The organism is Rufibacter immobilis (genome assembly GCF_003721565.1).
Lineage (GTDB): Bacteria > Bacteroidota > Bacteroidia > Cytophagales > Hymenobacteraceae > Nibribacter > Nibribacter immobilis.
This window is the reverse complement of record NZ_RJJE01000017.1, coordinates 384489-407043: the sequence shown is the minus strand read 5'-3', so window position 1 is coordinate 407043 and position 22555 is coordinate 384489. Positions and strand designations below refer to the sequence as shown.

Sequence of the window (22555 nt, the reverse complement as noted above, 5' to 3'; positions counted from 1 at the left end):
CTATACTAATAGTAAAAAGCCTTACGTTACATGTAAGGCTTTTTTTATTGTTTTGCACCCATGATGAAAAGGATTCTGTTTTCCTTCGCGCCGCTGCTTTTCGTTCTCCTTTCCTTCCAGGAGGCCCATGCCCAGACGCGCGTGGTTACGTATTATGACTCGCTGCAGTCGGCCATCAAGGAGGTGTACTACATCAAAGCCGGTCCAGACACCGTCATGCACGGCTATTACCGCAAGTACTACCCCACCGGTGAGCTGCTGGCGCTGGTGAAGGTGCAGGAAGGCAAACGCGACAGTTTGTACACTGAGTTTTTCCCTAACGGTAAACCCAAGCTCACGGTCCCATACAAAGACGGCAAAAAGAACGGTCCTTTTCTGGCGGTGTACGCCAACGGAAATAAAATGCAGGAAGGCCAGTACGCCAATGACCTGCAGACCGGCCCCTTCCGGACTTATTATGAAAGCGGGCAACTGAAACAGGAAACTACCTTTCTGGAGGGATTTCCGGAGGGCACCATCAAAGAATATTTCCCAGACGGCAAGCCGAGGTCTGAGATCACCTACGCCCGCAAAGTGCAGAGCGGGGTGGCCCGCACCTTCCACCCCAACGGCGAGAAGGAATCTGAGGCCACTTACCGCAACGGCATGATTGAGGGCGACTACCGCACCTATTATGACAACGGCCAGCTGGAAACCGAAACCCTGAGCCAAGGCCCCACCAAACCCGCCCGCTTCAAAACCTACTACCGCTCCGGCAAACTCATGACCGAAGGCAGCGTGGTGGCGGGCAAGCCCGATGGACCGTCCGTAGCCTACTATGAGAACGGGAACAAACGTACCACCCTCACCTACAGCAAAGGCGCGCGCGTGGGCCTGGCCCAGTCCTTTGACCAGAATGGTAAACTGCAGCAGGAGATTAGGTACAGCAACAACGAGCGCGACCGTAAAATCACCAGCTACTACCCGTCTGGGGCCATTGCCGCCCAGCAGGAATTCAAAGAAAACAAACCCATTGGCACCTGGCAGGAGTTCTATGAAAGCAAGCAGCCTAAAACCACGGAGCCCTATAAGAACGGCAAGATCAACGGCGAGCGTCTCACCTACCATGACAACGGCCAGGTTGCCTCCAAAGCAAACTACGTGAACGGCAAAATTATCAGCACGCTGGTGACCTATTATCCATCGGGCAAGGTGAAGTCTGAGACCTTCTACAAAGACGGCCTGCGCTACGGCACCTTCAAACAGCTCTACGAGAACGGCAAAACCGAAATGGCCGGCACCTTCCGCAACAACCGCGAGACCGGCACCTGGACCTACTTTGATGAAAACGGGAAACCGCTCAAAAAAGTGGAGTATCGCAACGGTCAGGTAGTGGTGGCAGACAAAAAATAAGTCGGTGAACAGATAAAGCATTTGCGTTTAGGGGCTGTTTTTCCAAAAACAGCCCCTAAACGCAAATGCTTTATCTTAGTCAAACCCAGCAGCCCCGCCCTCCTCAACCCCAGCGGTTCAGCCAAACGCCTACCCATATTCCTAATAGAATCAACCTCTTCTAAGAGGAATCTATCCTGTTGCCAAGGGTCATATTTGTGGGTGCATCACTCCTTTGTTTGCATTTAGCGGCTGATTTTCAGAAAACAAGCTTAAAACGTGCTAACAGTAGTTAGGAAGCCGCGCAAAAAATTTCGCCTATTCCGTTTTCCGCCGTACTTTAGCCGCCTAAACCAGACAAAACAGACTATGACGGACGCACAGAACACCGCCCCTCTCCGCACGGATTGGTCCATGGATGAAATTCGCGCCATCTACTATAAACCAGTGCTGGAACTCATTGTAGAAGCCAGCCAGGTACACCAACAATATCAGGCTACCGGTGAGGTACAGGTCTGCACGCTGCTAAGTGTGAAAACCGGCGGCTGCCCCGAAGACTGCGCATACTGCCCGCAGGCTGCCCGATACCACACCGATGTGCCGGTACACAAACTGCTCAGCAATGACGTAGTGCTGGACGCGGCCCGTCAGGCCAAAGAAGGCGGCTCCACCCGTTTCTGCATGGGCGCCGCCTGGCGCGAAGTACGCGACAATCGAGACTTTGACCGCGTACTGGAAATGGTGGAAGGCGTGAACGAAATGGGTCTGGAGGTGTGCTGCACCCTGGGCATGGTGAACGAATACCAGGCCGAACGCCTCAAGCAGGCCGGTCTCTACGCCTACAACCACAACCTGGACACCTCAGAGGAAAACTACAGCAACATCATTACCACCCGCACCTACGGCGACCGCCTCAACACCATTGAAAACGTGCGCAAAGCCGGTATCTCCGTGTGCAGCGGCGGCATCATTGGCCTAGGCGAGACCGATGATGACCGCATTGCCATGCTCCACGTACTGGCCAACCTGCCGCAGCACCCAGAAAGTGTGCCGGTGAATGCCTTGGTACCCGTGGAAGGCACTCCGCTGGCCGAGCAGCCGCGCGTGAGCGTGTGGGAAATGGTGCGCATGATTGCCACCGCCCGTATTCTCATGCCGCAAACCATGGTCCGGTTATCAGCGGGGCGGCAGGAAATGCCGGTGAGCGAGCAGGCCCTTTGCTTTTTGGCGGGCGCCAACTCCATCTTCTCCGGTGACAAACTCCTGACCACGCCTAACCCCGGCTTCGCCGATGACAAAGCCATGTTTGAGCTGCTGGGCCTCACGCCCCGCAAATCATTCAAAGCCGAAACGCCCTGCGGTGGAACCGTAGACGCACCGGCCACCGCCCAAACCCCGGCCCTGGCCGAATAAACTGCTGCCATGAAGGTGCCGGAACGTCTGCTGCGCCAACTGGAAACCAGGAGCCAGAAAGGCATTCTCCGGAAACTCACGCCACCCGCCCCAGGTCTTGTTGACTTCAGCTCAAATGATTACCTGGGGCTGGCGGCTTCTGAACTGCTAGCGCAACAGATTCTGGCAGAAATTGGATCTGTTCCCGCGCACGGCTCCGGCGGCTCCCGTTTACTGAGCGGAAACTCGCGGTACGCGCAGGAACTGGAAGAGGAGATTGCGGCATTTCATGGAACGGAGGCGGCGCTTCTGTTTACCTCCGGCTACGCGGCCAACTGCGGCTTCTTCTCCTCAGCACCCCAGCGCGGCGACACCATTTTCTATGACGAGGCCAGCCACGCCTCCATGAAAGAGGGAATCAGGCTCAGTTTCGCGCAGAGCTTCCCGTTTCGGCACAATGATCTGGGAGACCTGCGACTAAAGCTGAAGCGCGCCCAGGGCGATGTATACGTAGCCGTGGAATCGCTCTACTCCATGGACGGGGACTTTGCCCCGCTACAGGAACTGGCCGCGCTGTGTCAGGAACAGGGTTTGTTTCTGGTGGTAGATGAAGCGCATTCCAACGGTCTGTACGGCCCCAAGGGCGAAGGCTTGGTTTCTGCGTTGCATCTGGAAGAACAGGTATTTGCCCGCGTCATGACCTTCGGGAAAGCGCTGGGCTGCCATGGGGCCGCTGTGGTGGGTCCGGCTGCGCTCCAGCAGTTTCTCCTCAACTTCAGCCGACCGTTTGTGTACACCACCGCCCTGCCGCTGGCTTCGCTCGTGGCCATTAGGCAAGCCTATAAACTACTTCCCCAGCTACACCCGGAACGGGAAAAGGTGCAGAAACTGGCCCAATACTACCAATCCCTCACCCAAGATATTGCTGGTTTAGGCCCGTTTTCAGAAAAAGAGCCCCTAAACGGAAGCCCCATTCAGGCTTGGCAGTTGCCAGACCCCGGACAGCTCAGAAAGCTGGCTTTGGCGTTGCAGCTAGAGGGTTTTGACGTGCGCCCCGTGTTCAGCCCCACCGTTCCGGAGGGAAAGGAGCGGCTTAGGCTGGTGCTGCATGCTTATAATACCACTGCCCAATTAGAACAGTTATGTCATTCGCTTACCCAACACACCCCAAAAGATATTTCGTGACCGGCATTAGTACCGACGTGGGCAAAACCGTAGCCGCCGCCGTCCTCACCCAAGCCCTGCAAGCCGATTACTGGAAGCCCGTGCAAGCGGGCGGCCTGGACCACACCGACACCCATACCGTACAGCGGCTGGTGTCTAACCCCAGATCAGTGTTTCATCCGGAGGCGTACCGTTTGCAGATGCCCGCCTCCCCGCACACCGCGGCGGCCGCGGAAGGCGTACGACTGTCTCTGGAGCAGATTGTCCTTCCCTCCACCCAGAACCATTTGATAGTGGAAGGAGCCGGCGGACTGATGGTGCCCCTCAACGAGCAGGAACTGGTGCTGGACCTTATCCAGAACCTGAACCTGGAAGTGGTGCTGGTTTCGCGCAATTACCTGGGCAGCATTAACCATACGCTCACCTCTGCGGAAGTGCTCAGGTACCGTAACATTCCGGTGGCCGGCATCTTGTTCAACGGTGAGCCCAATCCTTCTACAGAAGAATTCATCCTGAACTACACCAAACTCCCGGCCCTCCCCCGTTTGTTGGAAGAAACCGATTTAAACCAGGAAACCGTACAGCGGTACGCCCAAACCTTCCGCACCTATTTTACCGCCCATGACCTCCAATAGTAGCCTTTCCACCCGTGACCAGTTGGTGAACTGGCACCCTTATACCCAGATGCAGACGGCTCCCCCACCCATTGGGATTGTTCGGGGCGAAGGCGCAGTTTTGTATGCCGAAGATGGCAAAGAGTACATAGATGCGGTTTCCTCCTGGTGGGTTAACATTCACGGGCACGCCCATCCGCACATCGCGGAGCGGGTAAGCCAGCAGTTACGCACGCTGGAGCACGTAATCTTCGCGGGGTTTACCCATGCCCCGGCCGTAGAACTTTCTGAAAGGCTGCTCAGACTGTTACCCGCCAACCAAACCCGCGTCTTTTACACCGACAACGGCTCTACCGCCGTAGAAGTGGCCCTGAAAATGGCGCTCCAGTATTGGTATAACCAGGGCATCCAAAAGACCAAGATCATCGCGTTTGAAGGCAGCTACCATGGCGATACGTTCGGGGCGATGTCGGTGAGCGAGCGGTCGGTGTTCACGCGGCCTTTCCAGCAATACCTCTTTGACGTGGAGTTTTTGCCCGTTCCGGTACCCGGACAAGAAGCTGCCACGCTTGTTAAACTGAAGCAGATCCTTGCGCAGAATGACATTGCGGCCTTCGTGTTTGAGCCACTGGTGCTAGGAACCGCGGGTATGGTCATGTACTCTCCGGAGGTGCTGGACCAGCTGCTGCAACTTTGCCAGGAACACCACGTGATCACCATCGCCGATGAAGTCATGACCGGCTTTGGCCGTACCGGCAAACGCTTCGCCTGTGATTACCTGACGCGGCAGCCAGACCTGATGTGTTTCTCCAAAGGACTTACCGGCGGCACCATGGCCTTGGGCGTGACCACCTGCTCCCAACAGGTGTATGACATATTCTTGAGCGATGACAAAACTAAAGCTCTTTTCCACGGCCACTCCTATACTGCTAACCCTGTGGCCTGCGCTGCCGGTTTGGCCAGTTTGGATCTGGTGGAAGCTGCTTCTTTCCAGCAGAACCTAGACCGAATCAGTGCAGCACACACGGCCTATGCCGAAAGCTTAACCGGTAAACCTGGCATTAAGGCTTGTCGGCAAACGGGTACCATTCTGGCCATAGAGTTTGAAGTTGGGGAGACTTCCTATTTCAACTGTTTGAGAGATCAGCTTTATGCGCTGGGTCTTGAAAACGGAGTACTTTTGCGCCCCTTAGGCAATATCATCTACGTTTTATCTCCCTACTGCATTACGCAGGAACAACTAACGCGAGTGTACGAAACGATTGACCAGATGCGCCTGCTGGTGCTGCAATCGTTTTCAGCCTGATTTAGAAAAAAGAGCCGCTAAACGGAAATGGAAAGCAGAAAGGAAAAGGAGTGGATCGTGATCAGAGGAGCAGGCTCAGTGTCTGGCTTGGGAGGTATCTTAGAGGAGGTGCGTCATTCAATGGTTACCGGAAAAAACTGTTTCAGCTATTTGCCTTCCCTGGGGTCAGACACGCCGGTGGCCCCTCTTTCTTCCGCTGCTGAAACCCTGCTCCAGGAATTATTACTGGAAACACCCGCCTATGCTTCTGTAGACCGTTCGGTTCAACTGGCTATTTTAGCGGCCAGGCAAGCGGTAGCCCAAGCTGGTTGGTCTACTGACGAAGAGGCCATAGGTATCAATATAGGTTCTTCCCGTGGAGCCACCGGCTTGTTTGAACAGTATTACCGCGAGTTTCTGGAGCAACCCGAACAACGGCTCCCGCCCAGCGCCTCCCCCAGCACTACCTTGGGCAATATAGCCAGCTGGGTGGCCAATGATTTGGGGGCGTCCGGACCTCTTATCAGTCACTCGGTTACCTGCAGTACGGCCTTACAAGCTTTCGCGAATGGGGTGGCCTGGCTCAAAGCGGGCATGGCCAAACGTTTTCTGGTAGGAGGCTCCGAAGCACCGCTCACCCCCTTCACCCTTGCCCAGATGAAAGGTGTTGGCATTTACTCTAAGCTTGCTGCACAGGACACTCCTTGCCGTCCGTTCAACCAGCAAGGGCTCAATACTTTTGTATTGGGGGAAGGCGCGGCTATTTTTGCCTTGGAGAGAATGACTTTAACGGAATTGCGGGGCTTAGACTTGCATGAAGCAGTGGTAGTGGAAGCTGTGGGGCTGGGTTTTGAGCGGAGCCCTTCCAAAACAGGCATCACTAAAGATGGTCAGCATTTCCAGAAGGCTATGAAAGATGCACTCGCTCATTCTTCTATTACGCCATCAGGCATTGATGCGATTGTGGCACATGCACCGGGTACCCGTGCCGGTGACGTGGCTGAGATGGCAGCGCTTGAAACTGTGTTTGAAAATAATTTACCGCCTCTTTTCTCCAACAAATGGCTGCTTGGGCACACCCTAGGGGCTTCAGGGGCATTAAGCGCTATTACAGCCCTTCATTTACTAAGTAGCCCCTCCTCCGCCTCCCCTGAGTATGCCTCTGCCTTAGTTGGCAACGAAGTACCTGCTTCAATGCGAACTATCATGATCAATGCCGCCGGTTTTGGAGGCAATGCAGCCAGCCTCCTGATCAGAAAAATCTTGGCTTAACCTTTTTAATCCGCTAATCCACAGAATCATAGCTCCGTCTGAATGCAAAAAAGTTTGTACATCCTAATCTTGGTATTGACTTGCTACTCCATAGAAACCTAACAACTGCCTCTAAAATCTGCTTCTATCCTGTTTCTGCCTCTCTTGCTAAACCTTTCGCAACTAGTACTATTTTGAAAGATGGCGCCAATAAATAAGTTTCAAACTCAAAGTGTCTATTGATATAAATCCAAAAAAATAAAACAAGGTTTATATAAAAAGTTAATATTAAATTATTGAATAAAAAGACTCTATAGTAGAATAGTACAATAGCAAATCAAATATAAAATTTTTACAAGTATACATTGTATTATCCAAGCAAATTTCACTTTAAAAGCTATTTACTCTGCTACTTAGATTAGAACATGATTATATTATCTCAATACGTGCTTAAAACTAATAGACAGCAGGTATATGCACAACTAAAAAACAAAAGGATTTTTTTTATAAATGATACAAAATCAATACATACTATGCATCCCACATCTTGCACTTGACTTTTAGCTATTTGGAAACAATAACATTCAACTGAAATAATACAATATACAGCTTTCTTCTAATACTCCTATCAATTCAACTTACTGTATCATAATATTAGCATTGCAAATACATATTATCCTACTAACCACAATTAATCTGTAGGCTTATATAAAATTATAACGATTTGTATTGCATTATACAGAATCATATTTAAATTTGTCACGTTAGAAAAAATCAACCTTAAACGCACCCCTACCATTTAAGGTTTCATTGCTGAAGTTTATTTTGAAAAAATAATTGTAAAAAGAATAATCATCCTTTGTTTACTGCTAAGGAAGTATTTGGGATCCCCCTCCCTCATTATTGTTAAAGCGTCTTAGAGAATATAATTAATCATCTACAAAAATGGACATGATAAAAATGGCCCTGGGAGAGGTACGCCCAAAAAAGTTTTTTCTACTTACATTCATTATTCAGTTGGTAGCATCACTCCATGCTTATTCACAGAGTTGCGCTACTCCAGGGCAAGACGGTGTTTTAAGTGGTGCCACTTCTGTTGTAAACACTTATTATCCCGGTCTCGCAGATGCCACTGCCAACACAGGAGGTACTAGAGCTATCTCCGTAGGTCCATCTACTGGCAATACCACCCAGGTTGCAACAGGAGATCTGGTACTTATTATTCAAATGCAAGATGCTACTATTACAACCGGCAATGACAGCGGTTATGGTGCATTGTCTGCGGTTACAGCGGGAACATATGAATATGCTATTGTAACTGCTGTCACTACCCTATCAGGAGGCAATAAGACGATCACTGTTTCAAGGTTATTTAAAACATATAACTACTCCACTAGCACCTCTGCAGTAGAGAAATTCCAGGTAATTAGAGTGCCTCAATATTCTTCCGCAACTTTAAACACTACTATCACTGCACCAGCCTGGAACGGATCTACTGGTGGTGTAGTCGTTTTAGATATAGCAGGCATTTTAAACTTCAATAACCAAACAATTGATGTAAGCGGCAAAGGATTTAGAGGGGGGGCTGGTCGTCAACTACAAGGTGGAGCTGGCGCTAACACAGATTATAGAACTTTAAGCTCTGTAAATAATAATGCTCAGAAAGGGGAAGGTGTAGCAGGAACTCCAGCTTATGTTTATACAGCCGGCAGTACTACACCAACCACCACAGGATTTGAATATGCCAATGGAAGTAGTGGCCGTGGGGCTCCAGGAAACGCAGGCGGCGGCGGTACAGACGGTAGCCCTAATAATAACACCATGAACTCTGGCGGCGGCGGCGGTGGAAACGCAGGTACCGGTGGACGAGGAGGCAACAGCTGGTCAAACAATTTAGCTATTGGGGGAATTGCGGGACGTTCTATTTCTCCCGCAGTTTCTAAATTAATTTTAGGTGGTGGAGGCGGTGCCGGTACCTCTAATGACGGTACAGGAGACCTAGCCAGCGGCTTATCCAGCAGTGGGGCAGCCGGAGGAGGTATTGCTATCATCAGAGCTGGTTCAGTAACAGGTATTGGAACAATAAATGCAGATGGAGCAGATGCATTAACAGTAACCAATGATGGCGCTGGCGGCGGCGGCGCTGGAGGAAGTATTCTAATAAGTGTTAATACAGGAGATTTAAATACCGTTAGAACTTCAGCTGCAGGCGGTAATGGAGGCTCTAATACAGGTGCAGATTCTCCGCATGGTCCTGGCGGCGGCGGCGGCGGCGGCATCATCTACTCAAATGCGGCTCTCGCAAGCACTTCAGTCGCCCCCGGTGTGTCAGGAAATGCTCAAGGCGGTACTACCTATAATGCCACCAATGGCACGATTGGGACTGTCAATCAAGCAATCACCAGACCTGTATTGATTGCATATACATCTAACTGTGCCCCATCTTCATTAGCCGTAAGCAATTCTAGCCTGAGCAGTTCAGCCGCTGCTACACCTATCAATCCTTTGACAGGATATGACACAGACGGAACTATTGCAACTTATCATTTTGTGTCTCTTCCTACTGCTGCACAGGGCGTTCTGCAGATCAATGGCACAAACGTTGCAACAGAAACTGGGTACACGGCTGCTCAAATAGATCAGCTTACGTTTGACCCTAATCCTGCTTATGCAGGAACAGTTACGTTTAGCTTCATGGTAAGAGATAATGACGGTGCTTATTCATCTAACTCAACCTATACGCTTACGGTAACAAACACAGCTCCAGCAGCACCAACAGACAATAACTCTGCGGCAAACAATGTTCCTGAAAATTCTGCCACAGGTACATTAGTGGGTATTACTGCTATGTCAACGGATGTTGATCCAAACACCACCATCATCTATAGTCTTATCAATGATGCAGAAGGCAGGTTTACGATCAATGCTACGACGGGTGTTGTCAGTGTAGCCAATGGAGCATTACTAAACTTTGAGGCTGCAACTAGCCACATCATCACTGTAAGTGCGTCAGATGGTTACTTAACTTCATCTACCACTACGTTCACTATCAATGTAACCAACGTAAACGAGGCACCAGTGATCACCTCAAACGGAGGAGGAGCCGCGGCCACTATATCTTTCCCTGAGAACTCTACCGCTGCTGTCACTACCGTGACAGCTACAGATGTAGATGCGGGATCTGCCCTCATTTACAGCATATTATCTTCTGGTGATGCGGACAAATTCAATTTAAATGCCACAACAGGCCTCCTTACTTTCAAAATAGCTCCCAACTTTGAAGCTCCTACAGACACAGACCGCAATAACACCTATGTAGTAACGGTAAGGGTAACTGATAATGGCGCTCCTACAGGCACTAGGGACCAGGTACTCACCGTAAACGTCACTAACGTGAACGAGGCTCCTACCGCCCCTACAGATATCAATTCAGCCACAAACACGGTAGCAGAGAATGCCGCAAATGGGACACAAGTGGGCATTACAGCCTCTTCTACTGATGTAGACGCGAATACCACCCTCACGTATAGCCTTACCAATAATGCAAATGGCCTATTCACTATTAGCCCTTCCACTGGTGTGGTTTCCGTGGCTAATGCATCATTGTTAGATTATGAAACAGCCACATCTCACAGTATTACTGTAAGGGCTTATGATGGAGCGCTTTATTCCTCAACTTCAAACTTTACTATTACTGTAACCAATGTAAATGAAGCTCCCGTGATCACTTCAAATGGTGCAGGGGCCACAGCTTCTATCTCTATAGCAGAGAACACAACGTCGGTAACTACGGTAACCTCTATAGATCCTGAAAATAGTACCCGTACGTATAGTATCTCAGGGGGAGCAGACGTAGATAAATTCAGTATCAATGCAGCAACAGGAGTTTTAATATTCACTTCCGCTCCAGACTTTGAAACACCCACAGATGAAGATGGCAATAATTCCTACCTGGTAACTGTAAGGGTAACAGACAGTGGTTCTTTGTTTGATGAGCAAATAATAACCGTAAGCGTGACGAATGTAAATGAAGCACCTGTCGCTTTTAATCAGACAAACTCAGCTACACTTCTGAATACGGCTACAGCAACACCTCTGGACGCCATCAACGGAACTGATGATCTTGCTGTCTCCACCTTCAGATTAACTACTCTTCCTGCCTCTGGAACGCTCACTATCAACGGAGTTACAGCTAATACCACCACAGATTATTTGTGGTCTAGCAGAAACCAAATCATTTTTGCGCCTGCCGTGACAAGTACTGCTGATGCAACCTTCAGCTATACAGTAAAAGACGGCGCCGGTCTTACTAATGCCACTCCGGCTACTTTTACCATTCCCATTAATGGAGAACCAGTAGCGAATAATCAAGCCAATAGCGCAACCCTTCTTACCACTGCCGATGCCACTCTGCTGGATGCCCTGAACGCTACAGATGATGTCTCTATTGTTACATTCCGCCTGAATGCATTACCTGCCAGTGGAGCACTCACCATTAATGGGGCTGCAGCCAATACAACCACAGACTATGCTTGGTCTTTGAGAGACAAGATCAGCTTTGATCCTGCGGCAGGCTATACAACAGATGTTACCTTCAGTTATACCGTCAAGGATGGAGAAGGCGCGGCTGATGCAACACCAGCTATATTTACTATCCCTCTGAATGCTGCTCCTGTAGCTTTGAATATCAGAACCCAAACATTACTTAACACAGCTGCGGCTTCCACCCTCACGATCAGTGCCTATCCCACAGATGACAATGATGTAATGCTGCTCAAGTTCAAGTTTGCCTCATTGCCAAACTCGAACCAAGGCAATCTTACCATTGGTGGTATAGGTGTAGTGGCAGGCAGAATGTACTCAGCGACTGAAGCAATGTCTTTAAGATTTGACCCCGCCCCTACTAATCTTGCAGATGTACAATTAATATTTAGCGTAATTGATGCAGAAGGAGCAGAAAGCAATAATGCAACGTTCACTATTCCAATCAACGGTGAACCTGTGACCCAAAATGTGACAAATGCTACTTTCTTAACCAATACCGCACCAGCAACCCTTTTGTCTCCGTTAGAAGGCAATGATGGTGAGAATCCAGCGGGCAACCCTTCCTACTTTCAAATTACCACCGCACCAACAAGCGGCACTTTATTTATTGATGGGAATGCAGTGGCATTGAACACCAATTACCCATGGTCATCAAGAACTAAGATCAGTTTCAAACCTTCTGTTGATTACACCGGTACCGTCACTTTCAGTTATACCGTTATAGACGCAGAAAATGCGAAAGACGCTACTCCTGCCACTTTCTCCATTCCAATCGTATTAGATACAGATGGAGATACCGTGGCAGATGCAAATGACTTAGACAATGATAATGATGGCATCTCAGATTTATTAGAATCTAATGGTATCAATCCGTTCGCAGATGCAGACAATGATGGTGTCTTGAATTACAGAGATAGCAAGTTTGGTATATTAAACAGCAAGGGAGTAGTTGCCAGTTTAGACAAAGACGGTGATGGTATTATCAATGCACTTGACCTTGATTCTGATAATGACGGCATCCCTGACGCCCTTGAACAGACAGGCGGCATTCTTCCCGCCAACTATGACCGCCTGACCGGCCGCTTGACTAGTGTAGGTTCTTCCGGTACACCTCAGAACTCCTTCACCACCCTGGAAGACATGGACAATGATGGCATTCCTAATTTCTTAGACATAGACGCCGACGGTGACGGTATACCAGACTTTATTGAAGCACAGGCAGAGGGTAATACTTTGAAAACGTCAGGAGTAGACGCCAACCAAGATGGAATTGATGACGCCTACAGATCTACAGGTAACATAGCTCTGGTACCCATTGACCACGATGGTGACACCATGCCTGACTTTTTAGACTTAGACAGCGATAATGATACAATTCATGATTTCATTGAAGCCTTTGATTTTAACAAGAACGGTGTTTCCAGTGATGACTTGGCTAAATTAGGTGCGGAGTTCACCTCAAGAGCTCAGGGGACATCAGCTAAGGATTTTTACCCTAGCTCCATAGCGCCGGGTAGCAAAGTGCAGGATTGGTTGAAATTTGCAACTGATACTCGCTTCTTGTTCCTAAACACCAAAAGCATCTTCTACAAAGACAGCGACAATGATGGTTTAGTAGACCTTCTGGATGTTAATTCCTATGGCTCTGAAACTACTCCTGAAATGGTAAACTATGGTTTCAGATCTTCTTCTACTGTGGTAACACTTCCGGTTGAACTGATTAGCTTTACAGCCAAGGCCAAAGGAGCAAATGTGCAGTTGCACTGGTCTACAGCTACGGAGAAGAACAATGACTACTTCCAGGTTGAGCGTAGTACCGATGGCAAAAGTTTTACAGCTATTGGCAAAGTAACTGGCAACGGTAACAGCAACATCCTTCAGAACTATGGTTTCTTAGATACCTCTGCCCCGCAGGGTACCAGCTACTACCGCTTAAAGCAAGTAGACTTTGACGGGCAGCATGAGTACACCAAAACTGTGGTGGTTAATAAGGCAGTGATGACCGAAGGCTTGGCGCAGGTAGGAGTATCCCCCAACCCATTCAGCCAGAAGTTATCCTTCACCGTAAACAGCACCCAGGCCCGCACCCTCACCGTTGAGCTGCATGACCTAAACGGGAAGTTGATCTTGCACGAAAACGTACAGGTTCCGGTGGGTGAATCTATGCTAACCAGAGATCTTCAAACTGTAGCGGTAGGCGTTTATATCCTTAGGGTGAAAGGACCTTCCATCAATGAGACGATTAGAGTTGTGAAAACAAACTAAGCTACTTTAGGTATAGAGTTTACCTTAAGTCCCCACTCCCGCTTTAATTTAAAAATAGCGGGGGTGGGGACTTTCCTTTTCAGGTATCTACACATTGTTTTAGTAAATTGGCATGTTTTATTTAACATCTATGAAAATCATGAAATTTGGGGGCACCTCCGTAGGCTCTGCGGAGCGTATGGGTGCCGTCTCACAGTTACTTCCTTCCCAGGAGCCCGTGATTGTAGTGCTGTCGGCCATGTCCGGCACCACCAACTACCTGGTGCAGATTGGGGAGCAGCTGGCCCAAGCTAACGTAGCCGGGGCAGAATCTCTCACAAACCAATTGGAGCAACGCTATAAACAGGTAGTTGCCGAACTATATAAACAGGACTCCTCCAAGGAGAAGGCGCACAAGGTACTGGAAGTAGTTTTCAACGACATCCGCGCCTGCTTGGGCCGCAACTTCTCCCCCGTGGAGGAGAAAATCATTTTAGCGCAGGGCGAGCTGTTGTCTACCCAACTCTTCCAGATTTTCCAGGAAGAGAAAGGAACTACGTCTGTGTTGCTGCCGGCCCTGGAGTTCATGAAGATAACGCCGGAGGAAGAGCCAGACCATGCCTACATCAGAGAGCACCTGCAACAGCAATTAGCCCAATATCCAGGAAACCAGTTGTTCATAACGCAGGGTTATATCTGCCGCAACGCCAAGAATGAGATAGATAACCTGAAACGCGGGGGCAGCGACTACACCGCCTCCATTATTGGAGCGGCGGTGAAAGCCTCAGAGATTCAGATATGGACCGACATTGACGGCATGCACAACAATGACCCGCGCGTGGTGAAGAACACCTACCCTATTGCCGAGCTTTCTTTTGACGAGGCGGCGGAGTTGGCGTATTTCGGGGCGAAGATTTTGCACCCGTCCAGCATTCTGCCGGCCCAGCAGCAGAACATCCCGGTACGGTTGCTGAACACCATGCAGCCCGAAGCTCAGGGAACTACCATTTCCTCAAAGAAATCGGGCAGCGAGATCAAGGCGGTGGCGGCTAAAGACGGCATCATCGCCATCAAGATCAAATCCAGCCGCATGTTGCTAGCCTACGGTTTCCTGCGTAGCGTGTTTGAGGTGTTTGAGCGGTTCAAGACACCTATTGACATGATCACCACGTCTGAGGTAGCCGTGTCGCTCACCATTGACAACCCTACGTACCTGCCGCAAATCACGGAGGCCTTGCAACGCTTCGGCACTGTAGAGATTGACACAGACCTGACCATTATCTGCGTGGTGGGCGATTTCATGGAAGACAAACCGGGTGCTTCTCTGCGCGTGGTGCAGTCTCTGCGCAACATCCCGCTCAGAATGATTTCCTACGGCGGAAGCAAGAACAACATCAGTGTGTTGGTGAATACGGAACACAAAGTGGAGGCCTTGGTTTCCATCAATGAAGGTGTGTTTCAGGAAAGAGAGGAAAACCATGCTTAAAGAACACCTCAACACGTTCTCGCAGCACCAAACTCCTTTTTACGCCTATGACCTACGGTTGCTACGGCAGATTTTGGACACTGCCAAGGCCGAGGCAGGCAAATACGGCTACCATGTGCACTATGCGCTGAAAGCCAATGCCAACGCCCCCATTCTGGCTGAGGTGCTGCAAAGAGGCTTCGGGGCCGATTGCGTGAGCGGCAATGAAGTGAAATGCGCGCTGGAAGCCGGTTTTCCTGCCGAACAGGTAGTGTTTGCCGGGGTGGGCAAGTCTGACGCCGAGATTAACTTCGCCCTGGATGCCAATATTTTCTGCTTCAATGTTGAGTCTGTGCAGGAACTGGAGGTAATTCAGGAGTTGGCCGCCGCCAAAGGAAAAGTGGCCCAGGTGGCCTTGCGTATCAACCCCAACGTGGACGCCTACACGCACAAGCACATCACCACCGGGCTGGAGGAAAACAAGTTCGGGATCAATACCTGGGAGTTGGAGGGGTTGGTGGAAAGATTTCCATCATGGCCCAACCTCAAACTGATTGGGCTGCACTTCCACATCGGGTCGCAGATCACAGACCTGCGGGCCTTTGAAAATCTGTGCCTGCGCGTGAACGAGATCCAAAACTGGTTTGAAGCCCGCGGCCTGGTGTTCCCGCACCTGAACGTAGGTGGCGGACTGGGCGTGGATTACCGCTCACCGGATGAGAAGCCGGTCGCTGATTTTGCGGCCTACTTCGCCATCTTTGACCGTCTGCTGGAGAAGCGCCCCGCACAGGTGGTCCATTTTGAACTTGGTCGGGCGCTGGTGGCTCCGTGCGGTAACCTGATCAGCAAAGTCCTGTATCTGAAACACGGACAGAAAACCAATTTTGTGATTCTGGACGCGGGCATGACCGAGCTGATGCGCCCCGCCCTCTACCAGGCTTACCACCACATTGAGAACCTCACCAGTACACTTCCGGTGAAAACCTATGACGTGGTGGGCCCCATCTGCGAGTCAACCGACTGCTTCTCCAAAGACCTGGAGCTGCCGGAAACCAAACGCGGCGACTTGGTGGCCCTCAGAACCGCCGGTGCCTACGGCGAAGTGATGGCCTCGGCCTACAACCTCCGTGACAGGGTGCAAGCCATTTATCTTTTTTAATCTATTAAAGTCAGCCTTCCGCTGCTTTCTCTTTTACTTCCGTTTAGGGGCTCTTTTTCTAAAAAGAGCCCCTAAACGGAAGTTTTTTATTTAAGTATTTGCCAGAAAGCTGTTCCTTCCTCTTTCACGTTTTAGCTTTAATTTTAGAAAAACAGCCCCTAAACGCCCTTCACAGATTCCCCGTCTAAACCCCTTTTGCATATCCTGCTTTCCTATCGCTCCTAAACAAAGCGCAGAGAAATACTAGTAAGTCCGAAAGCAAAATTTTGATTTCTTCGTCCCCCACTCTGCCCTTGCGTTTAGCGCCTCTTTTTCTAAAAACATCCCCTAAACGAAAACACCTGACTAAGTGCCAGGTGTCTGCGCAAACGAAACGAACTAAACAAGCTACTTTCTAAACGGCAAATGCTGCCGGGAATTTTAGGGTTACTGGAGTGGGGACATGGTTCAGCTTAGGAAAGCGCTACGGTCTCTTTCGCTTGCTTCGCCTTCTCCCCCACAAAGTCTGAGGATAGAGCCATTACGTAAGCCCCCGCTTTTCTGATCTCTTCCTGCGCTTTGATCAGGTTCCCCAGAGAAACTGTCCCAATTACGCTGAAGGAATCGGTGCCGCGTTGCACGTTCTGGAGATTGGTCAAGCCCAGGGAAGCCACCAGCTCCGGTTCGCTGCTGCGTAGGTAAACTTCCAGCTCGTAATCCAGTGCCAGGGCAGGGGCGTTCGTGGTCTTGGCTAATTTTTTATACCCGTAGGCGTACCCCTTGCTGATGGAAATAATGTCTGACAACACCGCCGCTCCGGTGGGGTGCCCTCCGGCGCCTTTGCCCTTGAACAACTGCGGACCGGCATAAGCTCCCTGCACTACCACGCCGTTGAACTCCTGCTCCACCCCGTATAAATCATCTGAGGCATCTACCAGACTGGGCAACACCACCGGCACCAGTTCCCCGTCTGAGGTTAAGTGCGTAGAGGCTACCAGTTTGATCACCGCGTTGTGCTGCTTGGCGTACTCCCAGTCCTGCTGCCCCAGAAAATCTATCCCGAAGAAAGCCACTTCCTCCGGCGCCAGGGTGCGGCCAAAGGCGTGGGCGGTTAAGATGCACAGTTTGTGTCTAGAATCGGCACCGGCCACATCCAACCACGGGTCCAGCTCCGCGAAGCCTTTGTCCTGGGCTTCCTTCAGGGCCTCATCGTAGGCCTTTTGCTGCTTGAAGATCTGGCTCAGAATGTAATTGGAGGAACCGTTCAGGATGCCGTGCACCCGCTCCAGGGGTTCATTGGCGAAATATTCTTCTACCGTTCTAATAATTGGAATTCCGCCGGCTACGGCTGCCTCGTACAGAAGCACCCCGCCAAACTCCTGCTGCAACGCCAGGAGCTGAGGCAAATGATAAGCCACCAGCTTTTTGTTGGCGGTGACCACTTTCTTGCCGCGGCGCAGTGCCTCAGAAACGATGGTATAGGCTTCATCAGCGTCGCTGATGGCTTCCACCAAGATATCCAGGCGGTCATCAGAGAGCACTTCCTGCCAGTCATAGGTAAAACTCTCTGGCGAGAGCGGGCGCAGTTTCTGCGGGTCTTTCACGCAGATGCGCTCTACTTTGTAAGGAAGTGATTCTTCGCGGGAGAGGATGTCATACAAGCCCTGCCCTACGCAGCCAAAGCCAAATAAACCAATTTTTAGAAGACGGTGGGGATCCATGTTTTTCTGTATTGTTTGTTCTGTAAAAAAGTATCTAAGTGGTGCGCCAACTGTACGGTTTCCAGTAAGAAACCATCATGCCCAGCCTCAGAGTGGATGACCTGCAGCTGCGCCTTGGGGATATAGTTGGCCACAAACTTCTGTTCGTTCAAGGGGAAAAGCAGGTCAGTGTCTACGCCAATCACCAAGGTTTCGGCCTGTACCTGCCGTAACGCCTGCTCCAGGCCGCCCCGGTTCCGCCCCACGTGGTGGCTGTCCATCATTTTGGTGAGCTGCCAGTAGGTGAACGCGTTGAAGCGCTTGGCCAGCTTCTCTCCCTGGTGCTGCTGATAAGAAGCGGCTTTATAGGTACGCTTCAGCTCCGGACCATGCTCCCGCTGGCTTTGGTTGTAGGCGTGGTAATTGCGGTAAGAAAGCAGGGCCATAGAACGGGCGGTACGCATTCCGTTGAGGCCGGCATCATCGGTAGCCAACTGCCAGGTCACATCCTGCTCAATGGCCATCCGCTGACTTTCATTCAGGGCAATGGCCCACGGCGACTGCCGGGCATTGGACGCAACCTGCACCAGCTTTTTGGTTACCTGCGGGTTCTCAATGGCCCATTCCAGCGCCTGTTGTCCGCCCAATGAACCTCCAATGAGTACATTGATCTGCTCAATTCCCAAATGCTGGCGCAGCGCATCAAAAGACCGCACCACATCTAGGTTGGTGAGCGTGGGGAAACTGTGGTAATAAGGTTTACCGGTATCTGGGTTAATACTCAAGGGTCCGGTGGAGCCGTAGCAACCGCCTAAGGTGTTGGCGCAGACAATAAAATGCTTGGCTGGGTCAAACGTCTTCCCTTCGCCAAAAAGCCCCTCCCACCAATCTTTCACGAAGGCATTGCCCGTGAAGGCGTGGCACACCCACACCACATTGCTGCGGTCTTCATTGAGCGTGCCCCAGGTGGTGTAAAAGAGTTGGAAACCGGGCAAAAGTTGCCCAGACTCCAAGGTGAATTCTTCTGTGTGGTTATAAACGCGTCCCTTCAACATGATTTCTACTCACTTAAAAATGCCTCCAACTTCGGTTCTCTCACTTTCACTTTGGCAAACGCCTGCTCAAAATCTGCTTTGATGTCTTCCAGATGCTCAATGCCCACGGAAACCCGCAGCAGCGTGGGGTTCACGCCCGCCGACAGTTGCTCTTCTTCATTGAGTTGCTGGTGGGTGGTGGAAGCAGGGTGAATGATCAGGGTCTTGGCATCGCCTACATTGGCCAGGTGGCTCACCAGTTCCAGGCTGTTCACAAACACTTCGGCTTCTTCTTTGCCGCCTTTGAGGTTAAAGCTGAACACTCCCCCAAAACCGCGTTTGAGGTATTTCTTGGCCAGCGCGTGGTACGGGCTGGACGGTAAACCAGGGTAATTCACGCTCTCCACCAGTGGGTGCTGCTCCAGCCATTCGGCCAGCGCCAAGGCGTTCTGCACCGTGCGGTCTACCCGCAGGGAAAGCGTCTCCAGCCCCTGAATGAGTTGGAAAGAGTTAAACGGACTCAAGGCCGGACCGAAATCGCGCAGTCCCTCTACCCTGGCCCTGATGGCAAAGGCGATATTTCCGAAAGGCCCGTCGGCTCCGAATACTTCCCAGAAATTAAGGCCATGATAGCCTTCAGAGGGCTCGCTGAACTGCGGGAATTTTCCGTTGCCCCAGTTGAAGTTACCGCCGTCTACAATAACGCCGCCCACGCTGGTGCCGTGGCCGCCAATCCATTTGGTGGCGGAGGCAACCACCACATTAGCGCCGTGCTCCAGTGGCCGGAACAGGTAACCGCCTGCCCCAAAGGTGTTGTCTACCACCAACGGGATCTGGTGCCCTTGGGCCACGGCGGCAATAGACTCAAAATCTGGGATATTGAACCTGGGGTTCCCAATGGTCTCTATATACAGGGCTTTGGTGTTCTCGTCAATAAGAGAGGCGTAAGTGGCCGGTTCATCATTTTTAGCGAACCTTACCTCAATGCCCAGGCGCTTAAAAGCAACTTTAAACTGATTATAGGAGCCGCCATACAGGTTACTGGACGCCACAAAATTGTCGCCGACCTGCAGGATGTTGTTTAGGGCAATGAACTGCGCCGCCTGACCGGAACCCACGGCCACCGCTGCCACGCCCCCTTCCAGGGCGGCAATGCGTTTCTCAAACACATCGGTGGTGGGGTTCATGATGCGGGTATAGATGTTCCCGAATTGCTTCAGTGCGAACAGGTTAGCTCCGTGCTCAGCATTCTCAAACACATAGGAAGTAGTTTGGTAGATAGGCACCGCTCTGGAGCGGGTGGTAGGATCTATTTCTTGGCCAGCGTGGAGCTGAAGAGTTTCAAAACGGAATGAATTAGACATGACAATAGCCGGTTACAATTGAAAAATTGAACAAAAACAAGAGCCTTGAAAACGGACAGACAACAGGATTCCCCCTGCCGCTATGCGTCAGGCCCTAGAGAAAAAATTGAAATGGTAGGAATTAACGGCAACAGCAACAGATGCCCGTTGTGGACATGGTGCACATTCGCGTTGTTGTGGGAATAATAGAAAGAAGGGTACTACCTTTTGCCGCCATGGTCAGGCGCGGCGCTGCATTGTCAGAAGTGGCGTTGGTTTGTTTTTCCATCTTCGTATCAATTTATATTCCCCAGGTGGCAATATGTCCCCTGGGATCAGGAATTAGCACCTTACACGGCTGGTAGGTTGCTAGAGCTTCTCAGAGCCTGTCTCTCCACTCTTCTTTATAAATCAACTACCGGAATAATTGACTTGATGCTGCAAATCTATCAACGAAAACTTTACCTGCAAACAATTTTCAAAAAATTTTTGAATTTTCTTTTAAATACCAACAAATGTTAGTAAATGGAGAACAGGAAAGACCATCAAAGGAACCTTGCATTTTTTCTTGCCCCGTCTGTATCCTTTCCTAACTTTGCCGCTGTTAGTCATCTGCTATGCAAGCTTTAAAAGAAACCAACTTCCACTTCCCAGAACAAACCGGCTTCTACCGGGGCAAGGTCCGCGACGTCTATTATTTCAAAGATAAACTGGCGCTGGTGGCCACAGACCGTATCTCTGCGTTTGACGTAGTGTTGCCACGTGCCATCCCCTATAAAGGACAGGTCCTGAACCAGATTGCCGCCACTTTCTTAGAGGCCACGGCCCATGTAGTGCCTAATTGGGTGCTGAGCCAACCGGCCCCTAACGTAACCATTGGGCGGCAGTGTGAAACCTTTAAAGTGGAGATGGTCATCAGGGGGTATCTGGCCGGGCACGCCTGGCGGGAATACAGCGCCGGGAAACGCACGTTGTGCGGAGTAACTCTCCCAGATGGCCTGCGCGAGAATGATCCTTTCCCAGAACCCATCATTACCCCTACCACCAAAGCCTCTGAAGGCCACGATGAAGACATCTCACGCGAAGAGATTCTGCGGCAGGGAATTGTCTCTGAACAGGATTATTTACAATTGGAGGCTTACACCAGAGCCCTCTTCCAAAAAGGAACCGAACTGGCCGCCGAGCGGGGTTTGATTCTGGTAGACACTAAATATGAATTTGGGAAGGCAGATGGCCAGATTTACGTCATTGACGAAATCCACACCCCTGATTCCTCAAGATTCTTTTACTCAGAAGGTTACGAAGAGAGACAGGCAAATGGGCAACCGCAACGGCAACTTTCAAAGGAGTTTGTACGTCAATGGCTCATTGAGAATGGTTTTCAGGGCAAAGACGGACAGCAGGTCCCCGAAATGACGGATGCCAAAATCACCGAAATCTCTCAGCGGTACATTGAATTGTATGAACAACTGTTAGGAAAGCAGTTTGTTCCGCAAGACTATGCCAGCCAGCCAGATACGCTGCAGGAAAGCATTGCCGCGAACATTTTTTAGCTTACTTTGTTACAGATATTCCACCAAAAATTGGTAGATTCGCACTCTAAACCTTTTTGCTGTTACTTATGAAGTACACAATTGATAAAAAAGAGAATTACACCATCATCACCATAGATGAAAAGAAACTAGACACCACAATCGCGCCTGATTTGAAGTCTGAGTTTGTGAAGTTGAATGCAGAAGGTATAACTAACCTGATCCTGGATCTTACCAACGTAAAATATACTGATTCTTCCGGACTGTCCTCTATATTGATTGCCAACCGCCTTTGCAACTCCTCTGGGGGCGTTCTGATTTTGACTGGCTTACAGGAGCACGTGACCAAACTGATCACCATCTCTAAGCTGGAGTCTGTGCTGAACATCCTGCCTACCGTGGAAGAGGGCATTGACCGTGTGTTCCTGCACGAGATTGAAAGCGACCTCACCAAAAAGGAAGAATAGTTTCTAAGCG

The 22555-nt window shown here is 50.4% G+C and carries 14 protein-coding genes and 1 riboswitch; of the genes, 11 read left to right on the top strand and 3 right to left on the bottom strand.

The window, feature by feature from the left end:
• Positions 1–60 precede the first annotated feature (60 nt).
• The 9 genes from EFA69_RS14480 to lysA all read left to right on the top strand — a co-directional run bounded on the left by EFA69_RS14480 (position 61) and on the right by lysA (position 16490).
• Positions 61–1392, top strand: a complete 1332-nt coding sequence (locus EFA69_RS14480; RefSeq protein WP_245964592.1) for a toxin-antitoxin system YwqK family antitoxin — start codon at positions 61–63, stop codon at positions 1390–1392.
• Positions 1393–1740: 348 nt separating this feature from the next.
• Entirely contained in the window at positions 1741–2784 is a 1044-nt protein-coding gene (gene bioB / locus EFA69_RS14475) for a biotin synthase BioB (RefSeq protein WP_123133818.1), read from the top strand.
• A gap of 9 nt (positions 2785–2793) precedes the next feature.
• On the top strand, positions 2794–3948 hold the full coding sequence (locus tag EFA69_RS14470; protein ID WP_123133817.1) for an aminotransferase class I/II-fold pyridoxal phosphate-dependent enzyme: 1155 nt from the start codon (positions 2794–2796) through the stop codon (positions 3946–3948).
• Entirely contained in the window at positions 3906–4562 is a 657-nt protein-coding gene (gene bioD / locus EFA69_RS14465; RefSeq protein ID WP_123133816.1) for a dethiobiotin synthase, read from the top strand. Before EFA69_RS14470 ends, bioD begins: the two co-directional genes overlap by 43 nt.
• Entirely contained in the window at positions 4549–5847 is a 1299-nt protein-coding gene (bioA, locus tag EFA69_RS14460) for an adenosylmethionine--8-amino-7-oxononanoate transaminase (RefSeq protein ID WP_123133815.1), read from the top strand. The genes bioD and bioA overlap by 14 nt, the downstream gene beginning before the upstream one ends.
• Before the next feature lie 27 nt (positions 5848–5874).
• Entirely contained in the window at positions 5875–7098 is a 1224-nt protein-coding gene (locus EFA69_RS14455; RefSeq protein ID WP_123133814.1) for a beta-ketoacyl synthase N-terminal-like domain-containing protein, read from the top strand.
• Between the two features lie 924 nt (positions 7099–8022).
• Positions 8023–13887 (top strand): cadherin domain-containing protein, encoded by a 5865-nt coding sequence (locus EFA69_RS14450; protein ID WP_123133813.1) that lies wholly within the window; start codon positions 8023–8025, stop codon positions 13885–13887.
• A gap of 130 nt (positions 13888–14017) precedes the next feature.
• Positions 14018–15352: an aspartate kinase gene (locus EFA69_RS14445; protein ID WP_123133812.1), complete on the top strand. Its 1335-nt coding sequence runs from the start codon at positions 14018–14020 to the stop codon at positions 15350–15352.
• Positions 15345–16490, top strand: coding sequence for a diaminopimelate decarboxylase (gene lysA / locus EFA69_RS14440; protein ID WP_123133811.1), 1146 nt, complete (start codon positions 15345–15347; stop codon positions 16488–16490). The genes EFA69_RS14445 and lysA overlap by 8 nt, the downstream gene beginning before the upstream one ends.
• Positions 16491–16942: 452 nt before the next feature.
• On the opposite strand, the gene EFA69_RS14435 is transcribed toward lysA, so the two are convergent.
• The 3 genes from EFA69_RS14435 to EFA69_RS14425 are packed head-to-tail and all read right to left on the bottom strand — an operon-like array spanning position 16943 to position 20567.
• On the bottom strand, positions 16943–18190 hold the full coding sequence (locus EFA69_RS14435) for a homoserine dehydrogenase (RefSeq protein ID WP_123133810.1): 1248 nt from the start codon (positions 18188–18190) through the stop codon (positions 16943–16945).
• Entirely contained in the window at positions 18169–19224 is a 1056-nt protein-coding gene (locus tag EFA69_RS14430) for a homoserine O-acetyltransferase family protein (RefSeq protein WP_123133809.1), read from the bottom strand. The genes EFA69_RS14435 and EFA69_RS14430 overlap by 22 nt, the downstream gene beginning before the upstream one ends.
• A 5-nt stretch (positions 19225–19229) precedes the next feature.
• Positions 19230–20567, bottom strand: coding sequence for an O-acetylhomoserine aminocarboxypropyltransferase/cysteine synthase family protein (locus EFA69_RS14425; protein WP_123133808.1), 1338 nt, complete (start codon positions 20565–20567; stop codon positions 19230–19232).
• A gap of 277 nt (positions 20568–20844) precedes the next feature.
• Positions 20845–20959: riboswitch (SAM riboswitch) on the bottom strand.
• 204 nt (positions 20960–21163) lie between these two features.
• Here EFA69_RS14425 and EFA69_RS14420 point away from each other — a divergent pair.
• Entirely contained in the window at positions 21164–22099 is a 936-nt protein-coding gene (locus tag EFA69_RS14420) for a phosphoribosylaminoimidazolesuccinocarboxamide synthase (protein WP_123133807.1), read from the top strand.
• A gap of 68 nt (positions 22100–22167) precedes the next feature.
• On the top strand, positions 22168–22545 hold the full coding sequence (locus EFA69_RS14415; protein ID WP_062545662.1) for an STAS domain-containing protein: 378 nt from the start codon (positions 22168–22170) through the stop codon (positions 22543–22545).
• Positions 22546–22555: the final 10 nt, after the last annotated feature.

Excerpts from the sequence above, each read along its gene's own strand:
- EFA69_RS14455 (WP_123133814.1), top strand. The coding sequence starts at position 5,875 with ATGGAAAGCAGAAAGGAAAAGGAGTGGATCGTGATCAGAGGAGCAGGC.
- EFA69_RS14450 (WP_123133813.1), top strand. The coding sequence starts at position 8,023 with ATGGACATGATAAAAATGGCCCTGGGAGAGGTACGCCCAAAAAAGTTT.
- lysA (WP_123133811.1), top strand. The coding sequence starts at position 15,345 with ATGCTTAAAGAACACCTCAACACGTTCTCGCAGCACCAAACTCCTTTT.
- bioD (WP_123133816.1), top strand. The coding sequence starts at position 3,906 with ATGTCATTCGCTTACCCAACACACCCCAAAAGATATTTCGTGACCGGC.
- EFA69_RS14415 (WP_062545662.1), top strand. The coding sequence starts at position 22,168 with ATGAAGTACACAATTGATAAAAAAGAGAATTACACCATCATCACCATA.
- EFA69_RS14445 (WP_123133812.1), top strand. The coding sequence starts at position 14,018 with ATGAAAATCATGAAATTTGGGGGCACCTCCGTAGGCTCTGCGGAGCGT.
- EFA69_RS14470 (WP_123133817.1), top strand. The coding sequence starts at position 2,794 with ATGAAGGTGCCGGAACGTCTGCTGCGCCAACTGGAAACCAGGAGCCAG.
- EFA69_RS14420 (WP_123133807.1), top strand. The coding sequence starts at position 21,164 with ATGCAAGCTTTAAAAGAAACCAACTTCCACTTCCCAGAACAAACCGGC.
- EFA69_RS14435 (WP_123133810.1), bottom strand. The coding sequence starts at position 18,190 with ATGGATCCCCACCGTCTTCTAAAAATTGGTTTATTTGGCTTTGGCTGC.
- bioB (WP_123133818.1), top strand. The coding sequence starts at position 1,741 with ATGACGGACGCACAGAACACCGCCCCTCTCCGCACGGATTGGTCCATG.
- EFA69_RS14430 (WP_123133809.1), bottom strand. The coding sequence starts at position 19,224 with ATGTTGAAGGGACGCGTTTATAACCACACAGAAGAATTCACCTTGGAG.
- EFA69_RS14425 (WP_123133808.1), bottom strand. The coding sequence starts at position 20,567 with ATGTCTAATTCATTCCGTTTTGAAACTCTTCAGCTCCACGCTGGCCAA.
- bioA (WP_123133815.1), top strand. The coding sequence starts at position 4,549 with ATGACCTCCAATAGTAGCCTTTCCACCCGTGACCAGTTGGTGAACTGG.
- EFA69_RS14480 (WP_245964592.1), top strand. The coding sequence starts at position 61 with ATGATGAAAAGGATTCTGTTTTCCTTCGCGCCGCTGCTTTTCGTTCTC.